The sequence below is a fragment of the Caballeronia sp. GAFFF1 genome (assembly GCF_023630705.1).
Classification (GTDB): Bacteria; Pseudomonadota; Gammaproteobacteria; order Burkholderiales; family Burkholderiaceae; genus Caballeronia.
Window position 1 is genome coordinate 341,188 of record NZ_JALQEM010000041.1, and the last position, 19,314, is coordinate 360,501.

General features: G+C 62.9%; 17 protein-coding genes. 7 read left to right on the plus strand and 10 right to left on the minus strand.

What is annotated here, in order from left to right; all coding sequences use genetic code 11:
* Window positions 1-14: 14 nt before the first annotated feature.
* The 4 genes from NCR37_RS26885 to NCR37_RS26900 form a co-directional block, all read right to left on the minus strand.
* Window positions 15-671, minus strand: a complete 657-nt coding sequence (locus NCR37_RS26885; RefSeq protein ID WP_502800601.1) for an ankyrin repeat domain-containing protein — start codon at window positions 669-671, stop codon at window positions 15-17.
* Window positions 668-1,258 carry a c-type cytochrome gene (locus NCR37_RS26890; protein WP_250475985.1) on the minus strand — a complete coding sequence of 197 codons (591 nt, stop codon included), beginning with the start codon at window positions 1,256-1,258 and terminating at the stop codon, window positions 668-670. Before NCR37_RS26890 ends, NCR37_RS26885 begins: the two co-directional genes overlap by 4 nt.
* A gap of 14 nt (window positions 1,259-1,272) precedes the next feature.
* Window positions 1,273-3,012: a pyrroloquinoline quinone-dependent dehydrogenase gene (locus tag NCR37_RS26895; protein WP_250475844.1), complete on the minus strand. Its 1,740-nt coding sequence runs from the start codon at window positions 3,010-3,012 to the stop codon at window positions 1,273-1,275.
* 185 nt (window positions 3,013-3,197) lie between these two features.
* Window positions 3,198-3,497, minus strand: coding sequence for a hypothetical protein (locus tag NCR37_RS26900; protein WP_250475845.1), 300 nt, complete (start codon window positions 3,495-3,497; stop codon window positions 3,198-3,200).
* A 1,002-nt stretch (window positions 3,498-4,499) separates the two neighbouring features.
* Between NCR37_RS26900 and NCR37_RS26905 the strand changes: the two genes are divergently transcribed.
* The 7 genes from NCR37_RS26905 to NCR37_RS26935 all read left to right on the plus strand — a co-directional run bounded on the left by NCR37_RS26905 (window position 4,500) and on the right by NCR37_RS26935 (window position 13,515).
* Window positions 4,500-6,299: a thiamine pyrophosphate-requiring protein gene (locus NCR37_RS26905; RefSeq protein ID WP_250475846.1), complete on the plus strand. Its 1,800-nt coding sequence runs from the start codon at window positions 4,500-4,502 to the stop codon at window positions 6,297-6,299.
* A 13-nt stretch (window positions 6,300-6,312) separates the two neighbouring features.
* Entirely contained in the window at window positions 6,313-7,419 is a 1,107-nt protein-coding gene (locus tag NCR37_RS26910) for an enolase C-terminal domain-like protein (RefSeq protein ID WP_250475847.1), read from the plus strand.
* 23 nt (window positions 7,420-7,442) lie between these two features.
* Window positions 7,443-8,357 carry a hypothetical protein gene (locus NCR37_RS26915; RefSeq protein ID WP_250475848.1) on the plus strand — a complete coding sequence of 305 codons (915 nt, stop codon included), beginning with the start codon at window positions 7,443-7,445 and terminating at the stop codon, window positions 8,355-8,357.
* On the plus strand, window positions 8,354-9,001 hold the full coding sequence (locus tag NCR37_RS26920) for a gluconate 2-dehydrogenase subunit 3 family protein (protein WP_250475849.1): 648 nt from the start codon (window positions 8,354-8,356) through the stop codon (window positions 8,999-9,001). Before NCR37_RS26915 ends, NCR37_RS26920 begins: the two co-directional genes overlap by 4 nt.
* Window positions 8,970-10,646, plus strand: coding sequence for a GMC family oxidoreductase (locus NCR37_RS26925; protein ID WP_250475850.1), 1,677 nt, complete (start codon window positions 8,970-8,972; stop codon window positions 10,644-10,646). Before NCR37_RS26920 ends, NCR37_RS26925 begins: the two co-directional genes overlap by 32 nt.
* A 5-nt stretch (window positions 10,647-10,651) precedes the next feature.
* Entirely contained in the window at window positions 10,652-11,146 is a 495-nt protein-coding gene (locus NCR37_RS26930) for a DUF421 domain-containing protein (protein ID WP_250475851.1), read from the plus strand.
* An 89-nt stretch (window positions 11,147-11,235) separates the two neighbouring features.
* Window positions 11,236-13,515, plus strand: a complete 2,280-nt coding sequence (locus NCR37_RS26935; RefSeq protein WP_250475852.1) for an FdhF/YdeP family oxidoreductase — start codon at window positions 11,236-11,238, stop codon at window positions 13,513-13,515.
* Between the two features lie 57 nt (window positions 13,516-13,572).
* Here NCR37_RS26935 and NCR37_RS26940 read toward each other — a convergent pair whose 3' ends face one another.
* From NCR37_RS26940 to NCR37_RS26965, 6 genes are read right to left on the minus strand one after another with little or no spacing between them, the layout of a single operon-like run.
* Window positions 13,573-14,865: a c-type cytochrome gene (locus NCR37_RS26940; RefSeq protein ID WP_502800602.1), complete on the minus strand. Its 1,293-nt coding sequence runs from the start codon at window positions 14,863-14,865 to the stop codon at window positions 13,573-13,575.
* 43 nt (window positions 14,866-14,908) lie between these two features.
* Window positions 14,909-15,376 carry a hypothetical protein gene (locus NCR37_RS26945; RefSeq protein WP_250475853.1) on the minus strand — a complete coding sequence of 156 codons (468 nt, stop codon included), beginning with the start codon at window positions 15,374-15,376 and terminating at the stop codon, window positions 14,909-14,911.
* Window positions 15,376-17,976 carry a cytochrome c oxidase subunit I gene (ctaD, locus tag NCR37_RS26950; RefSeq protein ID WP_250475854.1) on the minus strand — a complete coding sequence of 867 codons (2,601 nt, stop codon included), beginning with the start codon at window positions 17,974-17,976 and terminating at the stop codon, window positions 15,376-15,378. Before ctaD ends, NCR37_RS26945 begins: the two co-directional genes overlap by 1 nt.
* A gap of 10 nt (window positions 17,977-17,986) precedes the next feature.
* Window positions 17,987-19,042 (minus strand): cytochrome c oxidase subunit II, encoded by a 1,056-nt coding sequence (coxB, locus tag NCR37_RS26955; protein WP_250475855.1) that lies wholly within the window; start codon window positions 19,040-19,042, stop codon window positions 17,987-17,989.
* 5 nt (window positions 19,043-19,047) lie between these two features.
* On the minus strand, window positions 19,048-19,134 hold the full coding sequence (locus tag NCR37_RS26960; RefSeq protein WP_350029102.1) for a DUF4396 domain-containing protein: 87 nt from the start codon (window positions 19,132-19,134) through the stop codon (window positions 19,048-19,050).
* Window positions 19,135-19,143: 9 nt separating this feature from the next.
* Window positions 19,144-19,290, minus strand: coding sequence for a hypothetical protein (locus tag NCR37_RS26965; protein ID WP_250475856.1), 147 nt, complete (start codon window positions 19,288-19,290; stop codon window positions 19,144-19,146).
* Window positions 19,291-19,314: the final 24 nt, after the last annotated feature.

A 19,314-nucleotide genomic window follows, 5' to 3' on the forward strand; every position in this document is an offset into this window, starting at 1 on the left:
CTTGCAAGGCCGCTTCACTGCGCTCTAAGCAACGCGGACACGTGCACCGAACGCGTCTCTTCCGCGATATCGAGCGCCGTCTTGCCGCGATCATCACGCAGATCGCGATTCGCGCCGCGCGCGAGCAGCATCGATGCGGTCTGCGCCTGATCGTAACCCGCTGCCCACATGAGCGCGGTCAGATGGTTGTGATACGCGGCGTTGATATCGACACCCGCATCGAGCAGACGTTGCACGATCGCCGTCTGTCCGCGCCCCGCAGCGTATTCCATTGCGGTCTTGCCGACGCGATCGGTCGCTGCCGTATCGGCCTGATGCGCGATGAGCAGCGCCGCGATTTCATCGTTGCCCTCGAACGCGACGGCCATCATCGGCGTAATGCCTTGCACGTCGGCCTGATTCACGTTCGCGCCGCGCTCGATCAGCATGCGCGCAAGCGGCGTCATGCCTCGCTTGCACGCGCTGATAAGCGGCGTGTCGCCGATGCGGTTGCGTGAATTGACATTCGCGCCCTGATCGAGCACCTGGGCGACGGCCTGCGCATCGCCATTGCGCGTTGCAATGAGCAGCCGTTCGTTGAGCGCGTATGTGTCGGTGTCAGCGTCAGCTTGCGGCATGACCGCGAGCGCCGCGCAGGTCAGAAGAAAGGTGCCTGTGAATCGCAGCTTCATTGCAGATTGGCGATGTAGTTCGCGAGATTCTCGATATCCGCGTCGGTCAGGTTCTTGGTCACGCTCGTCATGTTGCCCGCATCGTTCGTACGCTTCTTCTCGCGGAAGTCCTGCAACTGCTTCACGATATACGCATACTGCTGACCGGCCACGCGCGGTATCTCGTTCTGCCCTTTGAAGCCGCCGAGATGACACATGGTGCAGAGCACTTCGTCGGACTTCTTCTTGCCGGCTTCCAATTTCACCGAATCCGCCTTGAAGTCGGTCGACGCGAGCGTCTGCGCGGCGAAGTAGTCGGCGAGATCGTGCATGTCTTCCGTTGAAAGATTCGCCGCCATCGGCGACATGCGCGGGTCGCTGCGGCGGCCCGCCTTGAAGTCACGCAGTTGCAGAAATATATAGCGCGACGACTGCCCCGCGAGCGACGGATAGTCGCCGCTCGTCGAATTGCCGTTCTGGCCATGACATGCCGCGCACACGGCGGCTTTCGTGGCGCCTGCCTGCGCATCGGCCTGCGCGAGACAGGGCAGCGAAAGCGCCACGCACGCGACGATCGCGGCCGTCTTGCGTATCCGCGGAAGCATCATCATCTGCAACACGCTCAAGGCAACGCAAACACGAGCAGACTGTTGCCGCGCTTGAAGTCGAGTTGCGTATTGCCGCCCGCCGCGACCGCGATGTATTGCTTGCCGTTCACCATGTACGACACCGCCGGCGCGTTGACGCCCGCGCCGCACTGGAACTCCCACAGCTTGCGGCCGGTCGAGGCGTCGAAGGCGCGGAAAAGACCATTGCCCTCGCCGTTGAACACGAGCCCGCCCGCGGTCGCGAGCACGCCGCCGATCAATGGCTGGTCCGTCTTGTATCCCCACGCGATCTTGCCCGTATCGACATTCACCGCGACGAGCCTGCCCCATTGCTGCTCGCCCGGAATGGTCTTGAACGCGCCGCCGAGCCACAGCTTGCCGCCCGGATACGCTGCGTCTTCGACCTGATACGTCATCGGCTGATGCAGGTTCGCCGCATAAGCCATGCGCGTCTGCGGATTGAACGCCATGGGCGACCATTCGACGCCACCGTTCGCGCCGGGCAACATGCGCGCGCCGCTCGGCGTCGGCAGCGTCCATACGCCCTCTTGCGGGATCATCGCTTCGGAAATGCGGATGATGTGTCCGTCGCGGCGATCATGCACGTACACGAAGCCCGTCTTGCCGCCATGAATGATGGCGGGGACCATCTGCCCGTTCTTGTCCTTCACGTCGACGAGAATGGGGGGACTGACCGCATCCAGATCCCATACGTCATGCGCAATGTACTGGTAGTGCCACTTGTACTTGCCCGTATCGAGATCGATGGCGACGAGCGAATCGGTATAGAGATTGTCGCCGGGACGAATCGCGCCATAGAGGTCCGGCGAGGGATTGCCCACGACGAAATACACGGTGCGCGTCGCGCGGTCCACTGCGGGCGCCATCCACACGCCGCCGCCGAGCGTCTTTTCGAAATCCCGGCCCTTGTCCGCGAGCGTCTTCTTCTCCGCTTCGATATCGCGCTTCATGTTGCGGCCAACGGCGTCGTTCTCGGCCCAGACACCTTCGCTGCCGGAATCGGGAATCGTGTAGAACGTCCAGAGCAATTGACCGGAATTCGCGTCGAACGCTTTCACGAAGCCGCGTATGCCGTACTCGCCGCCGTTCGTGCCGATGAGCACCTTGCCGTCCACGACGACGGGCGCCATCGTTTCCGAGTAGCCGTCCTCCGGGTCCGCGATCTGCGACGACCAGACGAGATTGCCCGTCTTCGCGTCGAGCGCGACGAGCTTGGCGTCGAGCGTGCCCATGTACAGCCGGTCGCCGGATATCGCGACGCCGCGGTTATTCGGCCCGCAGCAGAAGGTCGTCACCGGCCCCATCTTGTGCTTGTAATGCCAGAACTCTTTGCCGGTGACGGCGTCGATGGCATACACGTGGTTATACGAGGTCGTCAGGAACATGACGCCGTTGAACACGATCGGCGCAGTCTCCATCGACTCCATGACGGCAGTCTGGAAGATGAAAGCGGGCCGCAGTTTCGCCACATTGGAGCGATTGACCTGGCTGGCCGGCGCATACCGCGTTTCGGAATACGATCCGTTGGAATGCAGCCACGAAGCGCTGTCGTTCGCGGCTGCATCGAGCTGCGCTTGCGATATGGGCCGCAAGGTAGCGGGAACGGGCGCGGATTCCGTCGTGTTGGTGTTCTGGATCTCGTCGGCCGCGCGGGCCGGAAGCGCTGTCGATGTTCCCCAAGCGCCGATACAGACTGCTATCGAACCAAGCAAAACGCGGGAATAGCCTGTCATGACGTCTCCCTATTCGTTTTCGTTCTTCGCGTGTGGGTCGGGTGTGTCGGCTGCGTCGGCTGTGAGCGGCCTCATGAATCGCCCGGAACCCGGAGAAAGCATAGGCAATTTAACGAGCCACTTCCAGAACGCGATGATGCGCAAAGCGCGGTGGCGCTCTTTGGGGAGATCGCTCTACAGACTGGCTATTCGGTTCCCGATTTGACCTTTCCGCCACCTGTGCCTTGACTCGTGCCAGGCGTCACCGGCTGCATGCCGCCTGCCGAGCCTTGCGCGGCCGGTCGTGCGTTGCCTGATGAAGTGTCGGTGGTGCCGCCGGGCGTGGCGGGCTGCATGCCGCCAGCTGATCCCTGCCCGCTGACGCGACCGCTCCCCTTGCCCGTATCGACCGAAGACGCTGCATCGCCGGTTCCTGCCGCGTAGACAGACCCGAAGAGGGCCAGCGCGAGCGTGCATAGACACGCTTTCAACACGAGCGGTTTCATTGCAGTCTCCCAAGGTGAGTCGGGGCACCCTTCTACTTGCCGATGCGGTTCGCAATGGTCGCGGCGTTGCCGTCGGCCGGGTCAAGTATGCATCATTGGCGGCGGGGCGAGCATGGTGTTTCCCCGACTCGTGGCACGGCGCCCGGCGTGCGGGACGTGTCTGATGAAAGAGAGTCGTGGCTCGTCGTTCTCGCTGATCGTTGCTCGCATGCGCCAGCGCGTCGCGTCGCGTCGCGTCGTACACTGATCGAACACCGTACACCGCGAGGACATCATGAGCAAAGCACAGGATGCAAAGAAGGCGCAGAAGAAAGCCGCCACCAAGACGCCGAAAGAAAAGAAGCAAGCGAAAAAGCTCAAGAAGGACGCAGCAAAGCGGCAGTGATCATGGCGTTGCGCCATCACTAAGGTTTCGCCCGGGTGACGGCAGTGCGGAGCCGTTCTATCGAACGCTCGTGCTGGAAACCGCCGACCGTAAGCCTTTGGGATCTGACTGTCGAGACCTCTTTCTTGCTCAAATCAGGCTTCGTCGCCCGTCGCTATTCGTCAACCTCTGATCTGCACTGACCGCCGCCGGTTCAACGACATCGCGGCTGTCCATCGACGCGCGCGTCAGCCATGCCGACTTCTGCAATTTACGTTTTCATGCAGCCGCTGCCGTCAAAAGACTTTCATCGAACTGAGTCATCAACGTCCTTACTAGCTCAACGATACCGGGCTAAATATGTCACGACGTGACAAATTTTCAAAGCTTTGAAAAAGCGCGCAGCGGCGCATTCGGACCGCCGCCGTCCTCGTCGTCAGCGCATTGCATTCGGCAGCCGCAGCCGCGGATTTGCGCTGGCTCTCGACAACACCGAAGCAAAACCGCCTTTCAAACGCCTCATGCGCCAACGGCACGTTCGTTGCGTCTAGCTAGATACCAACCCTGTCACCGCGTCATCGCACCGGCGAATCTCGACGTAAGGTGACACCGATCGCATCCTTATCCCGGAGAATCAAATGACGAGCCCGACGGTGGGTGACTTCCTTGTCGACCGCCTCTACGCCTGGGGCGTGCGCCGCATTTACGGCTATCCCGGCGACGGCATCAACGGCGTATTCGGCGCGCTGAACCGCGCCAACGGAAAGATCGAATTCATTCAGGCGCGCCACGAGGAAATGGCCGCCTTCATGGCCTCCGCGCACGCGAAGTTCACGGGCGAACTCGGCGTGTGCATCGCGACTTCCGGACCGGGCGCCTCGCACCTGCTCACCGGTCTCTACGATGCCCGCATGGACCACATGCCGGTGCTCGCCATTTGCGGGCAACAGGCGCGCGCTTCGCTCGGCGGTCACTATCAGCAAGAGCTCGATCTGTCCGCGATGTTCAAGGACGTCGCGGGCGCCTTCGTGCAGCAGGCGAGCGTGCCTTCGCAAATCCGACATCTGGTCGATCGCGCGATTCGCACGGCGCTCGGCGAACGCAGGGTGACGGCGCTCATACTGCCGAACGATCTGCAAGACCTCGACTACGAACCGCCCGGCCGCAAGCACGGCACCGTGCATTCGGGCGTCGGCTATCGCGCGCCGAAGACGGTGCCCTACGCCGACGATCTGCAACGCGCCGCCGACGTGCTCAACGCGGGCAAGAAAGTCGCGATCCTTGTCGGCGCAGGCGCGCTGCAAGCCACCGACGAAGTGATCGCCGCTGCTGAAAAGCTCGGCGCGGGCGTCGCCAAGGCGCTGCTCGGCAAGGCCGCGCTGCCCGACGATCTGCCCTTCGTGACCGGCTCCATCGGTCTGCTCGGCACGGAGCCGAGCTACAAGATGATGACCGAATGCGACACGCTGCTCATGATCGGCTCGGGCTTTCCATACTCGGAGTTCCTGCCGAAGGAAGGCGCCGCCCGCGGCGTGCAGATCGACCTGAAGGCGGACATGCTCTCCATCCGCTACCCGATGGAAGTGAACCTCGTCGGCGATAGCGCCGAGACGCTGCGTGCGCTCTTGCCCATGCTGCAACAAAAGACGGATCGCGCATGGCGCGAAGGCATTGAAGGCTGGATGGCCGATTGGTGGAAGAAGCTCGAAAAGCGCGCGCTGGAGCCGGCTACGACAGGCGTGAATCCGCAGCGCACGGTGTGGGAACTGTCGCCGCGCGTGCCGGCCAACGCCATCGTCACAAGTGATTCGGGGTCCTGTGCAAACTGGTATGCGCGTGATCTGAAGGTCAAGCGCGGCATGATGTGCTCGCTGTCCGGCGGCCTGGCTTCGATGGGCGCGGCGGTGCCGTATGCAATCGCGGCGAAGTTCGCGCATCCGGAGCGGCCCGTGATCGCGCTCGTGGGCGACGGCGCCATGCAGATGAACAACATGGCCGAGCTCATCACAGTCGCGAAGTACTGGAAGCAATGGTCCGATCCGCGCTGGATCTGCATGGTGCTCAACAACGAAGACCTGAATCAGGTCACGTGGGAGCAGCGGGTGATGAACGGCGACCCGAAGTTCGAGGCGTCGCAGAACATTCCGTCCGTGCCGTATCACCGCTTCGCGGAGTTAATCGGCTTGCGCGGCTTCTATGTAGACGACGCGGAGCGCATGGCCGCTGTCTGGGACGACGCGTTGGCATCGGACCGGCCTGTCGTGATCGAAGTGAAGGCGGACCCGAACATCGCGCCGCTGCCGCCGCACATCACGCTGCAACAGGCCAAGGCATTCGCGACGACGCTCTTCGAAGGCGATCCGAACGAACGCAACATCATCGTCGATACGGCGAAGCAGGTGTTGGGCGCGGTGCTGCCGGGGCACAAGGACGAGTAGACGGGGCCGCGCCATGCATCTCACCAAACGCGAAGCGCCGATCGACGCCGTTCGGGCACGCGCCTATACGATCCCGACCGATCGTCCCGAAGCAGACGGCACCTATGCGTGGAACTCGACGACGCTCGTCGTCGCCGAGGTCAGCGCGGCGGGCAAGACGGGCATCGGCTACACGTATAACGATGCGAGCGCGGCGACGCTCGTCGAAGCGACGCTCGCGCCGACGCTCATCGGCGAAGACGCTTGGAATATCGACGCGCTCTGGCTGCGCATGCAGCAGCGCGTGCGCAACATCGGGCGTTCGGGGCTCGCGGCCAGCGCCCTATCCGCGCTGGACTGCGCGCTTTGGGATGTGAAGGCGCGCCTGCTCGACATGCCGCTCGCGCGTTTGCTCGGGGCGATGCGTAATCGCGTTCCCATCTACGGCAGCGGCGGATTCACGACCTACACGGACGATGAAATCCGCGCGCAGCTCGGCGGCTGGGTTCACGAAGACAGATGCCGCTGGGTCAAGATCAAGATCGGCACGGAGCCTTCGCGCGATCCGCATCGCGTGGCGGTGGCACGAGAAGCCATCGGGGATGCAGCGGGCCTTTTCGTCGATGCGAACGGCGCATTCGATCGCAAGCAGGCGCTCTTCTATGCGGAGCAGTTCGCGCAATACGGCGTGGAATGGTTCGAAGAGCCGGTGTCATCGGACGATATCACGGGCCTCGCTTTGCTCAGAGATGCGCTTCCCGCGCACATGGAACTCGCTGCGGGCGAATACGGCTACACGCTCGACGACTTCCGCGCGCTGCTCGCGCATCACGCCGTCGATGTGCTGCAAGCCGATCTCACGCGCTGCGGCGGCGTCACGGGCTTCTTGCGCGTGGCCGCCCTGTGCGATGCCTTTCACGTGCCGCTGTCCGCGCATTGCGCGCCCGCGCTGCATCTGCACGCGGCCTGCGCCGCGCCCCGCTTGCGGCATCAGGAATGGTTCCACGATCACGTTCGCATCGAGTCGATGCTGTTCGACGGCGCGCCGCGCGCCCACGAAGGCGCCATTGCGCCGGACTGGTCGCGGCCCGGCTGCGGGCTCGATTTCCGGCACGCGGACGCGCACCGGTATGCGGTTTAGAACGTACGGCATTCGACATCAAAATGACGCAAACCAGAATGATCGACATCGCCATCGGCTGCGGCGTCGCGGCGGCGGGACTTGCCGTCGCGCGGCTCGGCACGCGCGAAGCGCATCGCTCGAAGAAGCAGACGCACATCGACACGGCGCGCACGTTCAACCATAGCTCGGCGCTGCTGGCGCTCTCCGTTCTCGCGGACAGCGCGATGGAGCACTATCGCGGCTCCTTCGACAACCCGGCTATGTACACGCCGCTCGTCGTCTCGACGCTCTCGCTACTCGCCGGACTGCACGGCGGATCGGACCGCGAGGCGGCACGGCATCCCGTGCGCGATTCGGTCTATATTGGCGCGGCGCTCGCGGGTATCGCGGGGACCGGGTTCCATCTGTACAACATCACGAAGCGTCCTGGCGGATGGAGCTGGCACAACCTCTTTTATGCCGCGCCTATCGGCGCGCCCACGGCGCTGCTGCTTTCCGGCGCGCTCGGGGCGGTGTCCGAACGATTGCGCGACGAACCCGCGCACGAGCCGCGTCTTTTCGGCATGCCGGCCGGACAGGCGCTCGCGCTCGTCACGAGCGCGGGCCTCGTCGGCACGCTCGGCGAAGTCGCGCTGCTGCATTTTCGCGGCTCGTTCCAGAACCCGTTCATGTATGCGCCGATCGTCATTCCGCCGGTCGCGTCCGCCCTGCTTCTCGATACCGCACTTGCCGCACCGCGCGAACGCCCGCTCACCCGGCTATGGCTGCGCATCACGACGGCGCTCGGCTTTGTCGGCGTCGGCTTTCATGCACGCGGCGTCGCGCGCAATCGCGGCGGCTGGCGCAACTGGAGTCAGAACCTGTTCAACGGGCCGCCGCTGCCCGCGCCGCCGAGCTTTTCCGCGCTCGCGCTCGCGGGGCTCGCCGCGCTTCGACTGCGGGAGACCGAAAAATGACCACGCTGCCCCGCTATCCGGACTATGACGTGATGAACAAGCGCGACACGCCCTCGTGGGACGACGTGACGCGCCAGGTCATCGACAAGCGGCTCGCCACGCCGAAAGGCCCGAGATTTTTCGATGCAGTCGAATGGCGCGCGCTCTGTGCGTTGTGCGCGTGCATCGTGCCGCAGGACCGCGAGCGGCCCGCCGTACCGGTGGCTTCGCTCGTCGATGCGCGCCTTGCCGAGAACACCGGCGACGGCTATCGCGACGCGCGCTTGCCGCCGATGCGCGACGCGTGGCGCATCGGCCTTCGCGCGCTCGATGCCGAAAGCCGCGCGCGCCATGAACTGCCGTTCGCGAGCATCGACGACGACGCGCGACGCGCGCTGATCGACGGCATGCAGCACGGCAAGCTCGACCGCCCCGAGTGGCAAGGCATGCCGCCTTCTGTCTTCTTCGCGGATCGCGTGCTGCACGACATCTGCGGGATGTATTACGCGCATCCGCACGCGTGGAGCGAGATCGGCTTCGGCGGGCCGGCCAATCCTCGCGGCTATGTGCGCATGGTCGCCAACCGGCGCGATCCGTGGGAACCGGCCGAAGCGAAGCCCGGCCACGAAGACGATGCACGCAAGGAGAATCGCCGTGTCCGCTGAATCGCCGAAGGACGCTGAGCACTTTCCGCGCGGCAAGAACGGGCGCGCGCCCGACGTATTCCATCCCGGCGCATGGATTCCGATGCGCGAATATCCGCAAGACGAAGCAGTCGATTTCGCGATCGTCGGCACCGGCGCGGGCGGCGGCACGCTCGCGTGTCGACTCGCGGAGAAAGGCTTTAAGGTCGTCGCGTTCGATGCCGGCGCGTGGTGGCGTCCGCTCGAAGAGTTCGCATCCGACGAGACGCATCAGGGCAAGCTCTTCTGGACCGACGACCGCATCTGCGACGGCGAAAACCCGCTCAAGCTCGGCAACAACAACAGCGGCAAGGCGGTGGGCGGCAGCACCGTTCACTTCGCCATGGTCTCGCTGCGCTTTCGGCCGGAGTGGTTCAAGTCGCGCACGCTGCTCGGCTACGGCGCCGACTGGCCGGTGGACTGGCGCGAGATGTGGCATTACTACGCGCAAGTGGAAGACGCGCTGAAGATCGCGGGACCGGTGAACTATCCGTGGGGCCCGAAACGTCCGCGCTATCCGTACCGGCCGCACGAACTGAACGCAGCGGCGCTCGTGCTCGCGCGCGGCTGCGAGGCGCTCGGCATCGACTGGTCGCCGACGCCGCTCGCCACCGTCTCCGCGCCGCGCGGCGAAGCGCATCCGTGCGTGTATCGCGGCTTCTGCGTGTCGGGTTGCGCGACGAATGCGAAGCAAAGCGCGCTCGTCACGTGGATACCGCGGGCCGTGCGCGCAGGCGCGGAGATTCGCGACCTCGCGATGGTCGGGCGTATCGTGATGGGCGATGACGGACGCGCAACCGGCGTCGAATACATGCGCGGAGGGCAATGGCAGTTCCAGCGCGCGCGCAATGTCGTCGTGGCGGGCTATGCGATCGAAACACCGCGCCTGCTCTTGATGTCCGCCACGGACCGCTATCCCGATGGCCTTGCGAACAGCTCCGGGCTCGTCGGCAAGAACCTGATGGTGCAGATGAATCAGGCCGTCTGGGGAACAATGGACGAAGAAGTGCGCTGGTACAAGGGCCCGCCTTCGCTTGCGCTCACCGAGCACTGGAACTACGAAGACACGGGCAAGGATTTCTTCGGCGGTTATTGCTACATGAGTCAGGGCCCGTTGCCGGTGGCGTGGGCGTCCGTGCAGAACGGGCGCGGCCTGTGGGGTCAACAGTTGCTCGACGAAATGCAGAAGTACAACCATCAGGCCGGGTTGAAGATCGTCGGCGAGACCATGCCGCAGGAACGCAACCGCGTAACGCTCGCCGATGAGAAAGATCAGTACGGCCTGCCGGTGGCGCGCGTGACCTATTCTCTCTGCGACAACGACAAGCGCCTCGTCGCGCATTCGCTCGACTACATGAGTCTCGCGCTCGAAGCTGCCGGCGCACGCGATGTCTGGCGCGAAACGGACGACACGTGCCATCTGAACGGCACCGCGCGCATGGGCGACGATCCCGCGACGAGCGTCGTCAATGCCGACTGCCGCAGTTGGGACATCGACAATCTCTGGATATGCGACGGCTCGGTGTTTCCGACAGTGGGCGGCGTGAACCCGTCATTGACGATACAAGCCATCGCCATGCGCACCGCCGACAGGATCGAGGCGCTTGCGGCACGCGGCGAACTGTGACGACAATGAATCTTCTCAACGACATCTTCGGCACGCAGGGACACGTCACGGTGCTTCAGGAATGCGCCCGGGCGGCGATCGTGTTTTGCTGGGGTCTCTTTCTCGTGCGGGTCGCGGGGCGCAGAATCTTCGGAAGATGGGCGGCCCTCGACATCGTGGTGGCGATCATCGTCGGGTCCAACTTGAGCCGCGCCGTGACAGGAAACGCGCCGCTCACCGGCACGCTCGTCGCAACCGCTTTCATGATCGCGGCGCACTGGGTGGTCGCGCATCTCGCTTCGCGCTACCGGCTGTGGACGTTCATTGCGGAGGGCAGTCCCGTCACGCTGTTCTCTCAGGGCAAGCCATGCGAAAAGGCGCTCATGCGATACGGCGTGTCCGAGAATGACATCAACGAGGCGCTAAGCGAGAACGGCGTCGACGACGTGGAAGACGTGCAGAAGATCACGCTCGAACCCAGCGGGAAAATCAGCGTCTCGAAACAGAAACGAAGCAATTGACGACGAATGCAAACGGCTTGCGCAGACCGCGATGCGGAACGACGCTTGCTTATGTCACGACGTGATATTGGTCCCCCAGGAGCGCGCAGATGAGCAAAGAAGCCAAGAACCCATCGTATCCTTTCGCTTCTGGCGGGTGGGGATCGATGAAAGCGGTCGCGACGATCCTCATGCAGGAAAAAGTGCCGATCAAGGACAGCGCGATTCTGCTCAAGCAGAACAAGCCTGACGGCTTCATGTGCGTGAGCTGCTCGTGGGCCAAGCCCGCGGATCCGCATACGTTCGAATTCTGCGAAAGCGGCGCGAAGGCGACTGCCTGGGATACGACCGCGAAGCGAATGACGCCCGAGTTCTTCGAACTGCACACCGCTAAGCAATTGCTCAACTGGCACGATCACGATCTCGAAGAAGCAGGACGGTTGACCGCGCCCATGCGCTATGACGCAGCGACGGACAAGTACGTGGAAGTCACCTGGCAGCAGGCGTTCGACGAGATCGGCAAAGAGCTGAACGCGCTGGACCCGGAGACCGTCGTCTTCTACGCGTCCGGGCGCGCCTCGCTCGAAACGGCCTACATGTACCAGCTTTTCGCGCGCATGTACGGCTGCAACAATCTGCCGGACAGCTCGAACATGTGTCACGAAAGTTCGAGCGTCGGTCTGAAGGAAGCGATCGGTGTCGGCGTCGGGACCATCACGCTCGAAGACTTCGAGAAGACGGACCTGATGTTCTTCTTCGGCCAGAACGTCGGCACGAATAGCCCGCGCATGCTCCACCAGTTGCAGGACGCGCGCAAACGCGGCGTGCCGATCATCACGTTCAATCCGCTTCGCGAGCCGGGTCTCGTCTCCTTTGCGAATCCTCAGTCGCCAGTGGAGATGCTGACGCCCAAGGAAACGCAGATCAGCACGCAATATCATCAGTTGAAGACCGGCGGCGATACGGCCGCCATTCTCGGTATCTGCAAGGCGGTAATCGAGGCCGATGACCGCGCGCAGGCGGAAGGCACGGAACGCATGATCGATGTCGCGTTCATCGAGGAACACACGACCGGCTTCGAGGAGTTCGCGGCCTGCGCGCGTCGAACCGAATGGAGCGAGATCGAAAAGATCAGCGGACTGCCGCGCTCCGCGCTGCTCGAAGCGGCCAATGAGTACATGAAAGCCAAGGCCGTGATGGCGCACTACGGCATGGGGCTCACGCAGCACAGGCTCGGCGTGCAGAACGTACGCATGCTCTGCAACCTCCTCTTTCTGCGCGGCAACGTCGGCAAGCCCGGTGCGGGGCCTTCGCCGATACGCGGCCATTCGAACGTGCAAGGGCAGCGCACGGTCGGCATCACGGAAAAGCCGGAACTCGCGCCGCTCGATCAGCTCGCGAAGCAGTTCTCTTTCGAGCCGCCGCGAAAGAAAGGCATGAATACCGTCGAAGCATTCGAGGCGATGGTGAAGGGCAAAGTGAAGGCGGTCTTCAATCTCGGCGGCAATCTCGTGCGCTCGGTGCCGGACAGGTTGCAGACGGAGCCCGCGTGGTCGAGCCTGCGCCTCACGATCAACGTGGCCACGAAGCTCAATCGCAGTCACCTCGTGCATGGCGAGATATCGTACGTGCTGCCGTGCCTGAGCCGTATCGAGTTTCATCGCACCCGGCTGGGCGATCAGGCAGTCTCGATGGAAGACAGCACGGGCTGCATGCACGGCTCGAAGGGCGTGACCGAGCCGGCAAGCGAGAAAGCGCGAGCGGAGCAATTCATCGTCGCGGGCATCGCCAAGGCGACGCTGGGCTCGCGTTCGACAGTCGACTGGGACGCATGGAGCGACGACTATTCGCTCGTCAGGAACGAGATCGCGACGACGTATCCCGAGACGTTCCATGACTTCAACGAACGCATGTGGGAGCCGGGCGGCTTTCATCGGCCGCTGCCCGCTTGCAAACGCGTCTGGGAAACGAAGTCCGGCAAAGCGGAATTCATGACGCCGAACTCGCTCGGCGAAGACCCGGACATGCCTGAGAAGACGCCCGACGCGCTGCGGCTCATGACTCTACGGAGCGACAGCCAGTTCAACACGACCATCTATAACCTCGACGACCGGTTCAGAGGCGTAAAGGGTTCACGCATGGTCATCTTGATGAACGAGGCCGACATCACGAAGCATCATCTGAAGGAAGGTCAGGAAATCACCTTGCAGACCGTTGCAGACGACGGCATCGACCGCCGGCTGTCGGGGCTGAAGATCAAGGCGTATGCAATTCCCGAAGGCTGCATCGGCGGCTATTACCCGGAGTGCAATGTCTTGCTGCCGCTATGGCACTACGCTGAGGAGAGCAAGGTGCCGGGCGCGAAGTCGATCCCGGTGCGTATTGTTTGATTCAGGCGTCGCTGATCTGAGCGGCCCGCGTGCGTCACCGCGCACACGGGCCGCTTCTCATTGATGGATCTTCGAACGAAGCCGCTCCACCTCGCGGTCCGAGACCGGCGCCGCATGATTTCCCCAAGTGCCACGAATGAAGCTGACGACCTGCGCCATTTGCGCGCTCGTCAATTGACCATGAAAGCCCGGCATCTTCTGCGGCGCAGGCCCTGTGTCCGTCTCCGGGCTCTTGCTGCCCTCGATCACGATGCGCATGACCGATGTCGGATCTTCCGCCAGCACGAGCGGGTTGCCGGCGAGCGCTGCCACCTTGCCCGGCTGACCCTTGCCGTCCGCCTGATGGCAGCGCGCGCAGAACGACAGATAGACACCCGCGCCGGGACGCTCCACTTCGCCGGTCTGAATGCTGCGCGCCGTCTGCACCTTCGCATGCTCGTTGTTGGCGTAACTGCCGTACGTGCGCTGCGGAGGCAGTGACTTGAGATAAGTGGCGATCGCTTGCAGGTCTGCATCGGTCATGTACTGCGTGCTGTCCCCGATGACCGGCGCCATGGCTCCGAAAGCAATCGCGCCTGCGCCGTGACCGGTACGCAGGAAATCGACGATGTCCTGGGCAGTCCAGCGCGCCAGTCCGCTCCCCGGGTCGCCGGTGAGATTCGGCGCGAGCCAGTGATCGTTCACGCCGCCCGTGAGATACAACGGCGAGGCCTCGCTGTAGCCGAGCTCGTTATAAGCGGGGCCGCGCGGCGTATGACATGCGCCGCAATGCCCCAATCCCTGCACCAGGTACGCGCCGCGATTCCATTGCGCGCTGCGCTTCGGGTCGGGCTCGTATTGATCTCGATTACCGAATGCCCAGCTCCAGAACAACATGCCCCATCGCTGATTGAACGGAAACGGCAGATGCGTTTCCGGCGCGCGCTTCGCGCTCGGCTTCACGCCATGCATCAGATACGCATAGAGCGCGGTGACGTCGTCATCCGTCATGTTGGCGAGCGACGGATACGGCATGGCCGGATAAAGCCGCTTGCCGTCGCGGCGCTTTCCATAGCGTATCGCGTCCGAGAACTCCTTCAGCGTATAGCGTCCGATACCCAAGGTCGGGTCCGGCGTGATGTTGCTCGAATAGATCGGGCCAAAAGGCGAATTGACCGGCATGCCCCCGGCAAGCGGCGTGTGATCGGCCGCATCGTGACACGCGCTGCAATCGCCCGCTTTGGCAAGGTATTCGCCGCGAGCGATCAATTGCGGCGAACGGATCATCGGCGACTGCGCCGTAACGTTGTCGGGAAGCGTGTCGTTCGCCCGGCCACTGCATGCGCCCAGAGTGGCGAGCACGACTGGCATCAGTGCAGCGGCGATGTGGTTTTTCAAACTCGTCGCGTTCATTTCAATGCCATTGATTGCAGGAGTCGAGGAACACTTCGGCCAGAATGGTGAAGACCAGCGCGAGGACGAAGAGACAGCCGATCAACGCACTGCAGAGCGCAATGAAGCGCTTGCGGGCCAACTGTTCTTCGAAGCGCGAAGGCTTATCCGACGAAGAAGCGCTCGCTTTGGCCTGCTGCTCTTTCTTCTGCAAGAAGCGAAAGCCGTAAACCGCCATGCTCGCGCAAACAAGCGACACGATCACAGCCGCAGCCGAGGTGCCGTACAGCCACGCATGAAAGTGCCTGAAAACTGGCTCCGCACGGCGAATCGACTCGGCGTAGCAGGCCTGGGCCGAGATCGTCTCGGAGATCATCACCTGCAGCAGCCACGCGCCCGGCGAGAGGAAAAAGCCCGCGCACGCGCAGACGACGAGACGTCGCTTTTCTTCTTTCGTGAGATGCTGCTCAGGCAGCGTGCACGTTTGCATCAGTGACCCCGCATCCAGAAAGGCGTCACATAGAGCGACGTGAAGATGAAGAGCCACACCACGTCGACGAAGTGCCAGTACAGGCCGCCAATACGCATCGGTGCATTACGTTCCTCGTCGAAATAGCCGAGCGCGATCCACACGGCGAGCAACACGAGAATCGCGATGCCGACCATGACGTGCGCCATGTGAAAGCCGGTGATCGTGAAGTACAGCGAGCCATAGAGATGAGCCGTGATGCCGTAGGGATGGTCGTGCCATTCCTTCAACTGCATGCCGGAGAACACGCAGCCCAGCGCAATGGCGCCGAGCATCCACGCGAATGCCGGCCAGCGCTTGCCCTTCTTGAGCGTTCGCTCCGACATCCACGCCAGCACGCTACTCATGATGAGCACGCCGGTGCTCATCGCGCCGGTGCCGATCTTCGGCATGCCCTCGGGCGGCCACGGCAATGTGGTTTGCGACTGCGAATAGAAATAGCAGAAGATGAGATAGCCGAAGAGACTCGCTTCGGTGGCGACCAGCGCGATGACGCCCCACCATCCGCCCGAATGCTCGCCCGTGCTTCCGACGGGCAGTACGTCGTTCTTCTTCGCGGTCTTCGCCGGAATGGTTTCTTGAGAAGTGGGCGGCTCGCGTTGCCCGAGCGAGCGGCGGGGCCACATCCACGCCACCAGCGTTGCACCGCACCCCGCGAGCATGAGAGCAGTGAACCACGGCGAGCGAAGCAGCAGTGCCGCGAAACAAAGCGCAGCGAAAAGAGCCAGCAGGAATGGCGACCATGCGTCCTCCGGCATCTTCAGAATGGCGTCGGGCTTGCCGTTGAACGGATGCACGCCGAGCGCCTCGCGTCCCTGATGCAGCAGATAACCGGACTCAAGGCTCGACTGCCGCCCTTTGGGTTGCAAGCGATCTTCCCACATAGGATGCCGCGACTCGACAATCGGCAGCACCGCGAAGTTGTAGGCCGCAGGCGGCGAATCGGTCGACCATTCGAGGCCCGGCGCATCCCACGGGTTCTGCGGCGCCTTCTTTCCCCGCTTCGCCGAGATCAGCGCATTGACCAGAAAGATCCCGATGCCGATGGCGAAGATGAACGAGCCGATCGTCGTAATGAGATTGGAGGTGTCCCATCCCATGCCTTCCGGATACGTATAAATGCGCCGGGGCATGCCGAGCAGCCCGGATATATGCATCGGAAAGAAACCGACATTGAAGCCGACGAGAATGATCCAGAACGCGATCTTCCCCCAGCGCTCGCTCATCAGACGCCCGGTGAATTTCGGAAACCAGTAGGTGATGCCGCCGAATACCGGGAACACGTTGATGCCGAGCAGCACGTAATGAAGATGCGCGACGACAAAGTAAGTATCAGTGAGTTGCCAGTCGAGCGGCACCGCTGCGGTCATCACGCCCGAGACGCCGCCGATCACGAACATCAGCACGAAGCTCGCAAAATAGAGGAATGGCGTCGAGAACACGGGGCGCCCTGTCCAGATCGTCGCGATCCACGCGAAGACGGCGACCGCGCTCGGGATCGTAATGAGCACGCTCGCCGCGCCGAAGAAGGCCAGCGCAAGCGGCGGAATGCCGGTCGCGAACATGTGGTGAATCCACACTTCGAACCCGATGATCATCGTCGCGACCGTCGACATGGCCACTGCCGCGTAACCGACGAGCGGACGCCGACAAAACGTGGGCAATGCATCCGAGACGATGCCCATAGCTGGCAGCACCACGACATACACCCACGGATGCGCGAACATCCAGAAAAGGTGCTGCCAGAGCAGTGGCCTGCCGTCGCTCGCCACATCGAAGAAATGCGTGCCGACGTTGCGGTCCATCCATAACAGGAAGAATGCAAGACTCACGGACGGCACGGCAAACAGGTTCGCGAACGAGATGGTCAGCGTGCCCCATACGATGATCGGCAGCCGATCCACCGACATGCCCACCGCGCGCATGCGAAAGAGCGTGACCACGAAATTGACGGCGCCCACGGTCGTCGAAATGCCGAGCAACACCATGCCGAGCGAATAGACGTCGATGTTCATTCCACGGCTGTATTCGAGCGACGAAAGCGGTACATAGTTGAACCAGCCCGCATTGGGCGCTTCGCCGAGCGGAAAGCTGCAATAGAGAAAGATGCCGGCAAACAGAAAGACCCAATACGAAAGCGCGTTCAGACGCGGGAACGCCATGTCGCGCGAACCCAGCATGAGCGGCCAGAGAAAATTCGCGAAGCCGCTCAGGACCGGCAACGCGTAGAGAAAGATCATCGTGATGCCGTGCATCGTGAACAGCTCGGCAAACTGTCCCGGCGTGACGAGCGTCTCGTTCGGCCGCGCGAGTTGCAAGCGCATGATGAGCGCCTCGACGCCGCCCAACAACAGAAACACGAACGCGGTCACGATATAGCGCAGGCCGATCTTCTTGTGATCGACTGTCGTGATGAAGCCGCGCCATCCCGCTTCGCCTTCCCATACATCGAGCAGCCGCTTCTCGGCTTCCGATCCTTTCGGGACGCTGCCGAACTCCGGCTCGCGTCTGAACGCGACGCGGTGCGAGTGCCCGGCGCTTCGATCCCCTGTCACGGCCATCGTCTTGTCCTTACCTTAGAGTAGCGAGGTATGCCGACAGCTCGCCTGATTCAACAGGCGAAAGCTTCATGTCGGGCATGAGCGTGCCGGGCTTGATTTCCTGCGCATGCTGAATCCAGTCCATCAGATTCTCCGGCGTATTGACGACCGTGCCCGCCGCCAACAGCCGGCGCGACAGCACATGCGTGAGATCGGGCGCCTGAACGCCGGCCGCGTTGCTGCCGCGCACCGCGTGGCATCCCGCGCAGCGTTCCTCGAAGAGCTTCCTGCCGTGCACGGCCTGCGTCGTGGCGGGCGCGGCTGCTGTGCGTTGCTGGGCGGCGTACCATCGGTCATAGTCCGCTTGCGGCTGCGCGTAGACTTCGAATGCCATGTGAGCATGTTGGACGCCGCAGTACTGCGTGCACTGGCCGCGAAAAATGCCGGGCTTGTCTGCCTGTATCCACTGACGGTTGGTGTTGCCGGGTATGGTCTGCGTCTTGCCGGACAATTGCGGCACCCAGAACGCATGAATGACGTCCGCGCTCTTCAGCAGCACGAGCACCGGCACGCCCACCGGAATATGCAGTTCGTTGGCGGTCGCGAAGGCGCTCGGGCCCTGTCCGTAGTCCACTTTCCACCACCAGTCGTACGCAGTGACCGTGACGGTGAGAGCCGGCGTTTCGGGCGGATCCGCGACCTCGGCCAGCACCGTCAGCATATAGATGGCGATGCCGAACAACGCCGCGGTCGATATGGCCGTGCCGACATAGATAAAACTCAGGCCGCCACCGTTGCCGAGCGCGCGGTGGTCTTCTTTCTTGCGGTGACGGAAGGTCGCAATCAGCAGCATCACCGCGATGATGATGCAGACAAGACTGCATATCGCCGTCAGCACCCAATCGAGATGCAGGACGGGATGCGCCGCGGGTCCCTTGCTGTGAAGGAAATAGGCAAGCGGCGTCGGTCCGCTCGTGAGTGAATCGGATGTGTCGGGCGCTGCCTCGTTCGCAGATGCCGTGATCTGACGAAGCGAAACCGCGAGCGCCAGCCCCGTTCGCAAGAGGGATACGAAAAACCGACGCACACAGATCACATCTTCTCCTTGATGCCTCGCCGGATGAGCCAGTAAATGACCGGGTATGTAGTCAGAAAGCCCGCCACCATCGCAAGTTGCATGCGCACCCACTACGCCGAGTCAGTCGGCTCGATCGGCGTGGCAAGCTTCGCGAAAGCGTTCGTCACGCCGAACATGCCCACCTCGTACGCGACGAGAGAAAGCGTGTCCGCCTTGACTGCCGCGATCACGCCATCGCGAAAGCCATGGCCCCGCATTGGCGCGCCGATCAGCTAAAGCCT

What these genes read in the sequence shown, in the direction of transcription:
- NCR37_RS26885 (WP_502800601.1), bottom strand. Translation starts at nt 671, where the DNA reads ATGAAGCTGCGATTCACAGGCACCTTTCTTCTGACCTGCGCGGCGCTC.
- NCR37_RS26890 (WP_250475985.1), bottom strand. Translation starts at nt 1,258, where the DNA reads ATGATGCTTCCGCGGATACGCAAGACGGCCGCGATCGTCGCGTGCGTG.
- NCR37_RS26895 (WP_250475844.1), bottom strand. Translation starts at nt 3,012, where the DNA reads ATGACAGGCTATTCCCGCGTTTTGCTTGGTTCGATAGCAGTCTGTATC.
- NCR37_RS26900 (WP_250475845.1), bottom strand. Translation starts at nt 3,497, where the DNA reads ATGAAACCGCTCGTGTTGAAAGCGTGTCTATGCACGCTCGCGCTGGCC.
- NCR37_RS26905 (WP_250475846.1), top strand. Translation starts at nt 4,500, where the DNA reads ATGACGAGCCCGACGGTGGGTGACTTCCTTGTCGACCGCCTCTACGCC.
- NCR37_RS26910 (WP_250475847.1), top strand. Translation starts at nt 6,313, where the DNA reads ATGCATCTCACCAAACGCGAAGCGCCGATCGACGCCGTTCGGGCACGC.
- NCR37_RS26915 (WP_250475848.1), top strand. Translation starts at nt 7,443, where the DNA reads ATGACGCAAACCAGAATGATCGACATCGCCATCGGCTGCGGCGTCGCG.
- NCR37_RS26920 (WP_250475849.1), top strand. Translation starts at nt 8,354, where the DNA reads ATGACCACGCTGCCCCGCTATCCGGACTATGACGTGATGAACAAGCGC.
- NCR37_RS26925 (WP_250475850.1), top strand. Translation starts at nt 8,970, where the DNA reads ATGCACGCAAGGAGAATCGCCGTGTCCGCTGAATCGCCGAAGGACGCT.
- NCR37_RS26930 (WP_250475851.1), top strand. Translation starts at nt 10,652, where the DNA reads ATGAATCTTCTCAACGACATCTTCGGCACGCAGGGACACGTCACGGTG.
- NCR37_RS26935 (WP_250475852.1), top strand. Translation starts at nt 11,236, where the DNA reads ATGAGCAAAGAAGCCAAGAACCCATCGTATCCTTTCGCTTCTGGCGGG.
- NCR37_RS26940 (WP_502800602.1), bottom strand. Translation starts at nt 14,865, where the DNA reads ATGCCAGTCGTGCTCGCCACTCTGGGCGCATGCAGTGGCCGGGCGAAC.
- NCR37_RS26945 (WP_250475853.1), bottom strand. Translation starts at nt 15,376, where the DNA reads ATGCAAACGTGCACGCTGCCTGAGCAGCATCTCACGAAAGAAGAAAAG.
- ctaD (WP_250475854.1), bottom strand. Translation starts at nt 17,976, where the DNA reads ATGGCCGTGACAGGGGATCGAAGCGCCGGGCACTCGCACCGCGTCGCG.
- NCR37_RS26960 (WP_350029102.1), bottom strand. Translation starts at nt 19,134, where the DNA reads ATGCAACTTGCGATGGTGGCGGGCTTTCTGACTACATACCCGGTCATT.
- NCR37_RS26965 (WP_250475856.1), bottom strand. Translation starts at nt 19,290, where the DNA reads ATGCGGGGCCATGGCTTTCGCGATGGCGTGATCGCGGCAGTCAAGGCG.